Annotated in this window: 6 protein-coding genes; 2 read left to right on the top strand and 4 right to left on the bottom strand. The window is 68.7% G+C overall.

The features are described from left to right. Both ON39_RS15515 and ON39_RS15520 read right to left on the bottom strand, forming a co-directional pair. Positions 1-468: hypothetical protein (locus ON39_RS15515; protein WP_040734772.1), on the bottom strand; the 468-nt coding region annotated here is incomplete at its 3' end. Between the two features lie 255 nt (positions 469-723). Further along, positions 724-2,169, bottom strand: coding sequence for an NAD(P)/FAD-dependent oxidoreductase (locus ON39_RS15520; protein WP_174412528.1), 1,446 nt, complete (start codon positions 2,167-2,169; stop codon positions 724-726). A 384-nt stretch (positions 2,170-2,553) separates the two neighbouring features. Here ON39_RS15520 and ON39_RS15525 point away from each other — a divergent pair, with 384 nt between their 5' ends. Next, positions 2,554-4,047: a cytochrome P450 gene (locus tag ON39_RS15525; protein WP_040734769.1), complete on the top strand. Its 1,494-nt coding sequence runs from the start codon at positions 2,554-2,556 to the stop codon at positions 4,045-4,047. 32 nt (positions 4,048-4,079) lie between these two features. Here ON39_RS15525 and ON39_RS15530 read toward each other — a convergent pair whose 3' ends face one another. Next, positions 4,080-4,925, bottom strand: a complete 846-nt coding sequence (locus ON39_RS15530; RefSeq protein WP_083894471.1) for a serine hydrolase — start codon at positions 4,923-4,925, stop codon at positions 4,080-4,082. A 166-nt stretch (positions 4,926-5,091) separates the two neighbouring features. Next, the gene (locus tag ON39_RS15535) at positions 5,092-5,289 is read right to left on the bottom strand and encodes a hypothetical protein (RefSeq protein WP_246003102.1); all 198 of its coding nucleotides are present in this window, start codon (positions 5,287-5,289) and stop codon (positions 5,092-5,094) included. Between the two features lie 358 nt (positions 5,290-5,647). Here ON39_RS15535 and ON39_RS51440 point away from each other — a divergent pair. Continuing rightward, positions 5,648-5,808: exodeoxyribonuclease V subunit gamma (locus tag ON39_RS51440; protein WP_157195476.1), on the top strand; the 161-nt coding region annotated here is incomplete at its 3' end.

Genomic DNA, 5,808 nt, shown 5'->3' on the forward strand with positions numbered 1-5,808 from the left:
GGCCGTGCCGACGGTCTGCCCGGCGATCCGGTCGGACCTGCTGCGTTCCATCCCGATCGAGTCGAGGTAGGTCGCCAGGTTGGCCTCGACCATGGCCGAGTTGTCGTTGATCTGGATCGCCTGCTCGGGATTGATCCAGTCCGGCGCGTCGACCTGCACGTCGCCGAAGCGGAACTTGCCGGGCGGCGGCGCGATCGGCGGCACCGGCGCCACCGGGACGGGTGCGTGCAGCACGCCGACCGGCGCCAGGTACTTCTTGTCCGGCATCGGCCGCGACCACTGCAGCGAGCTCTTGGTGTTGTCCGGGATGTCGAGCCCCTCGTACGGCATCGCGTTCGGCGGTTCGGCCGCGGGCCACTGCGCCGGCTGGTCGGTCTGTGCCGCCGCGCTGGGTTGTGCAGGCTCGGCATTGGCGGTGCCGGTGCCGACAAGTGCGAGGACCAGCGGTACCGCACCTGCCGCGACCATCGAGCCCACCTTTTGGCGCTGCGGGTTGGGGGCTCTGTGCTTGCCTGTGCCCATAGGTAGATCGCCTTTCGTCAGGTCAGAAGAGATGTCACTTTCGACGTCCGGCATTCGGATCTACTCGGCGGCTGGATGGGTGACATTTCGGACGACATGGCGGCGTCTGCATTGCCGATGGATAGCTACGGGCAAGTTGTGAAACGACCGAGGGCCGGCCTTCAGCGTGAAGGTCGGCCCTCGGCGTTGTTCAGGTGTGGCTCAGCCGAGCCTGCCGTCGACGGCGGCCTTCGCCTTCTCGGCGAGCTTGCCCCGCTCCGCCGGCGGCGCGCCCAGCGCGGCCGCGAGCTCGTCGGCCTCCTCCTCGTCGGAGTTGACCTGTTCGAGCGCGAGCCTGGCGAACACCCACTGCTCGGTGGCGGCCATCTGCCCCCGGCTGCGACCGAGGAACGTGACGAACCACTGGATGACGGTGACGATCCGGCTGCGGTAGCCGATCAGGTAGTACAGGTGCAGCGCCAGCCAGGCCAGCCACGCGATGAACCCGCTGAACTCCAGCTTGCCGACCTGGCACACGGCGTTGAACCGCGACACGGTCGCCATGCTGCCCTTGTTGAAGTACTTGAACGGCTTTCGCTCCTGCGGCTGCTGCCCGTGCAGGCCGGCCTTGATGGCCTTGGCGGCATAGGTCGCGCCTTGAATCGCGCCCTGCGCCTGCCCCGGCACGCCGGGCACCGACATGAGATCGCCGACGACGAAGACGTTCGGGTGGCCCTTGATGGTCAGGTCCGGCTCGACGACGACGCGTCCGGCGCGGTCCACCTCGGTCCCGTCGGAGCGCTCGGCGAGCATCTTGCCCAGCGGGCTGGCCTGCACACCGGCCGACCACACCTTGCACGAGGACTCGATGCGGCGGATGGTCCCGTCGGCGTCCTTGACCGTGACGCCGAGCGCGTCGATATCGGTGACCATGGCGTTGAGCTGAATCTCCACGCCCATCTTCTCCAGCCTGCGCTTGGCCTTGTTGCCGAGCTTCGGCCCCATCGGCCCGAGCACCGCGCCCGCGCCCTCGAGCAGCACGACGCGCGCGTCGCGCGGATCGATGTTGTGGAAGGTGCCCTCGAGCGTGCGATCGGCGAGTTCGGCGATCTGCCCGGCCAATTCGACGCCGGTCGGCCCGGCGCCGACGACGACGAACGTGAGCAGCCGGTCCCGCATCTCCTGACTGGTGGCCAGCTCCGCACCCTCGAACGAGCCGAGAATGCGGCCGCGTAGTTCGAGCGCGTCGTCGATGGTCTTCATGCCGGGGGCGTAGGTGGCGAACTGGTCGTTGCCGAAGTACGACTGCTGCGCGCCGGTGGCCACGATCAGGCTGTCGAACGGGGTGACCGTGTTCGAGTTGAGCAGCCGGGAGGTGACCGTCTTCGCCTCGAGGTCGATGTCGATGACGTCGCCGAGCAGCACCTGCGCGTTCTTCTGCTTGCGCAGCACGAGCCGGGTGGCCGGCGCGATCTCGCCGACCGAGAGAATGCCGGTGGCGACCTGGTACAGCAGCGGCTGGAACAGGTGCGACGTGGTCTTGGAGATCAACGTGATGTCGACGTCGGCGCGCTTGAGGTGCTTGGTGCCGAAGAGGCCGCCGAAGCCGGAGCCGATCACCACCACCTGGTGACGACGCTTCTCGATCGCGTGACTACCGCTCCCCAAGGAATCGCTGCGCGATGCTGGCCCGCCCGTCACCCGGCCACCGCCCCCCAAGGAATCGCTGCGCGATGCTGGCTCACCCGTCACCTGGCCACCGCCCCCCAAGGGATCGCTGCCCGATGCTGTGCTCATCGTCCTGCTCCTCGACAGACCCGGGGCGTTCGGTCCCCGTGAACGGTTGTTGTCGGTCCCAACCGTAGTCGGCGTGATCTCGGCCGTCGCGACGACGTCCTGTTCCGGGTGTGTTGCGTCGTGATATCGGGGCCCGCCCGATCGCCCTCACCGCCCGAGGCGAAGACGCGCCCGGCCGGGGCCGGTTGTGGCGAACCGGACAAAAGAGAAGGCCGAAGAGAATACGATCGAAGATGTCGTCGAGGGAGGTTCGCGATGGTCGCCGGGGACCGTGCAGTCGGTCGAAACCCCAGCGCGCGCGCCGAATCCGAGAACACCGCCCTGATCGACATACCGCACGATCATCTGCTCGACCGCACCCTGGATCTGCTCCCCGAGCGGCACCGTGTCCTCGCGACGCCCCCGCGGGGCAGCGACACCGCACCGGTGCACGGCGACGCGGGGCTCCCGTATCTGGGGCGAGCCCTGCAGTACATGCGCTGGGGTCCGGCGGAGATGGTGGGGCGCTACCGCAAATACGGACCGGTCTCGTTCAGTACCTCGCTCGGCGTCGACCGGGTGCTCGTCGGCGGCCCCGAGGCACTCGACGAGGTGCTCGGCCGCCGTCGCCGCGACTTCGGCCAGGGCTGGGACTACTTCATCGGCCCGTTCTTCCGGCGCGGCCTGCTGCTGCTCGAGTTCGATGAGCACAAATTCCACCGCAGGATCATGCAGCAGGCGTTCACCAGGGAACGCCTCGAGGCGCATCTCGCCGCGCTGACCCCGGTGGTGCGCGAGAGCGTCGAACGCTGGATTCCGCAGGGCGGCAAGGCCGAACGGACGGTGCGGCTGTACCCGACCGTCAAGGAGCTGACCCTCGACATCGCGGGCGAGACGTTCATGGGCGTCGACGTCGGCGCGCGGCGCACCCAGCTGATCGAGGCCTTCGTCGACTGCACCCACGCGGGCCTCGCGATCATCCGGCACCCGGTGCCCGGCGGCAACTGGCGCTCGGGGCTGCGCGGCCGGCGGGTGCTCGAGGAGTATTTCACCGCGATGCTGCCGGAGAAGCGGCGCACCGAGACGCCCGACTTCTTCTCCGGCCTGTGCCACGCGCGCAGCGAGGACGGCGGGGTGTTCGGCGACGCGGATGTGGTGAACCACATGATCTTTCTGATCATGGCCGCGCACGACACCACCACGACGACCGCCACGGCCGTCGCCTACTACCTCGGCAAACATCCGGAGTGGCAGGAGCGGGTGCGCGCCGAGGTGCTCGCGCTCGACGCCGAGAACGACGGCGCCGCACCGGCGATCGCCGATCTCGAGGGGCTGCGCGATCTGGATCTGGTGGTCAAGGAGAGCCTGCGGTTGATGCCGCCGGTGCCGGGACTGTCGCGACGCGCGGTGCGCGACACCGAGATCGCGGGCCACTACATTCCGGCGGGCACCCCAATCGACCTCGCCTACCAGGTCAATCACCTGCTACCGGAGCTGTGGACGCGACCGGAGGTGTTCGATCCCGAGCGGTTCGGCGAGACCCGGCGCGAAGACAAGTCGCATCGGCTGGCGTGGCTGCCGTTCGGGGCGGGCGCGCACAAGTGCATCGGCATGCACTTCGGCACGTTCGAGGTGAAGACGGTCATCGCCGCGCTGGTGCGTGCGTACGCGTGGCAGATTCCGCAGACCTATCGAATGCCCTGGGGCTACACCTCGATTCCGTTCCCGAGGGACGGAGCGCCGATGCTGCTGCGTCGGCGCTCCGCGTGAACCCGGTGTGTGCGTAGCGGATTCGCCGCTGGTCAGCGCCCCGCGAACAGCATCTCGGCGACCTTGGTGTCGGTCTCCGCGCCGTCGGTGAAGACGCCGCCCTCGCCGAGCGAGGTCATGATGGCCAGGGTGTAGCGCTCGCCGGGTCCTGCGAAGCCGACCGAGTTGACCACCCAGCCGCCCTGCTCGTCGGACCAGCCGTTCTTCAGACCGGGCCGCATCTGCTGGCCCGCGCCCCACACGCCCCAGTGCTGGTTGCTGTCGACCGCGCGCATGCGGTCGAGCAGGTAGGCGCGGTCGTCGGGGTGCATGCGGGTGAGGATGTTGTCCATCAACCGGTCCAGGTCGGCGGCGGTGCACTTCTGGAACGACCAGTCCGGGAACAGCGCGGTGGTGGTCGGCTGCGGCACGAGCGTGTTCATGCCGTTGGCGCGGAAGGCGTTGTTGAACGCCATCCGGTCGAGCCCGCCGTACTTCATCCAGAGCCGGTCGGCCGCCTGGTCGTTGGACGTGGCGAGCATCAGCTCCATCGCCCCGCGGTCTTCCGGGGTCAGGGTGATCGCGCCGATCCTGGCCCGGTTCAGCAGGTCCTCGGCGATGGCCAGCTTGATCGTCGACGCGGTCCAGACCGCGTTCTCCGCGTTGGCATTCGCGTAGACGCCGCCGGAGACCCGGTCGCGCACAACGTAACCGGTGACGCCGGGGCGGCCGGACAGGTACTGGTCGACCTGGGTGATCCGATTGCTCATATCGCAGTCGAAACCGGCCAGGCACCCGCTGGTATGCGCTAGGGGCACGGCGGCCGCGTTCGGCAGCAGGGTGGGCGCGCTGGGAATGAGGATCGCAGCGGCGGCGAGGACACAGGCGGAGGCGGCCACGCGGGGAACGGACCGGGTGGCGGGCGAGGGTTGACGCACGAGGGACCACAATCGCACATCGGCGCGTCCGACGCACGTCTTGAGCTCGGAACCGGCGTGTGCTAGGCGTGTTGCGCGCTTGTGTCGCAGGGCTTTTCGCCCGCAGTGTCTTTCGCCCGCAGCCCGATCAGCGGAACGCGGCCTGCAGTTCCTCTACCGTGCGCCCGTTGAGCCGGTAGCAGTGCTCGAATGCCTCGGTGTGCTGATCGCGCGGCCAGGAGTGTAGGACGACGGTGCGGCCGTAGCCTCGCGAGTTGACGAGCTCCCAGCGATCTCCTACGCGGCGGACTGTGAACCCGCCTCGCGGAACCAGGGGAATCACCATCGCAATCATGAACGCGAACCAGCCTTTCGGTGCAGCTCTCTCGTCCTCCCCGGTTGAGCACTGTCGCACATCGAGCGCTCGGAACCGAGCGGACACGGCGTAGGAATGTGTTCTTATGTGGTTCATTTCACTCCAGTCACAGGGGTAACGCGAAACAGTCCGTTCGGAACTGTTTCGGGGTGGTCGGGTGGCCGGGGAGTGACTGGCGTATAAACGTGCACGAAGCCCGACGCGTCCGGCCGGGGGATGCGCGCGGGGCGCATGCCCGAGTCCGCGCACCCGGGCTACCGCCGCGCCGCGAACCGCTCGGTTCGCCGACCGCGCGCCGCTCCCGCCCGCCACCGACCGAGAGGCGCAGATGCCGCTGCACATCCACCGGGCCGAGCGCGCCGACATACTGGCGGACGGACTCGCCGGGCTGCTGGCCACGCCGCTGCCCGACCCGTTCGCGGCGGAGGTGGTCGCGGTGCCCGCGAAGGGGGTCGAGCGGTGGTTGACTCAGCGGTTGTCGTCGGTGCT

Source organism: Nocardia tenerifensis NBRC 101015, from assembly GCF_000308715.1.
Taxonomy (GTDB): domain Bacteria; phylum Actinomycetota; class Actinomycetes; order Mycobacteriales; family Mycobacteriaceae; genus Nocardia; species Nocardia tenerifensis.

Bases quoted from the DNA above. Each gene is read 5' to 3' on its own strand.
- ON39_RS15525 (WP_040734769.1), top strand. From the start codon at position 2,554: ATGGTCGCCGGGGACCGTGCAGTCGGTCGAAACCCCAGCGCGCGCGCC.
- ON39_RS15535 (WP_246003102.1), bottom strand. From the start codon at position 5,289: ATGGTGATTCCCCTGGTTCCGCGAGGCGGGTTCACAGTCCGCCGCGTA.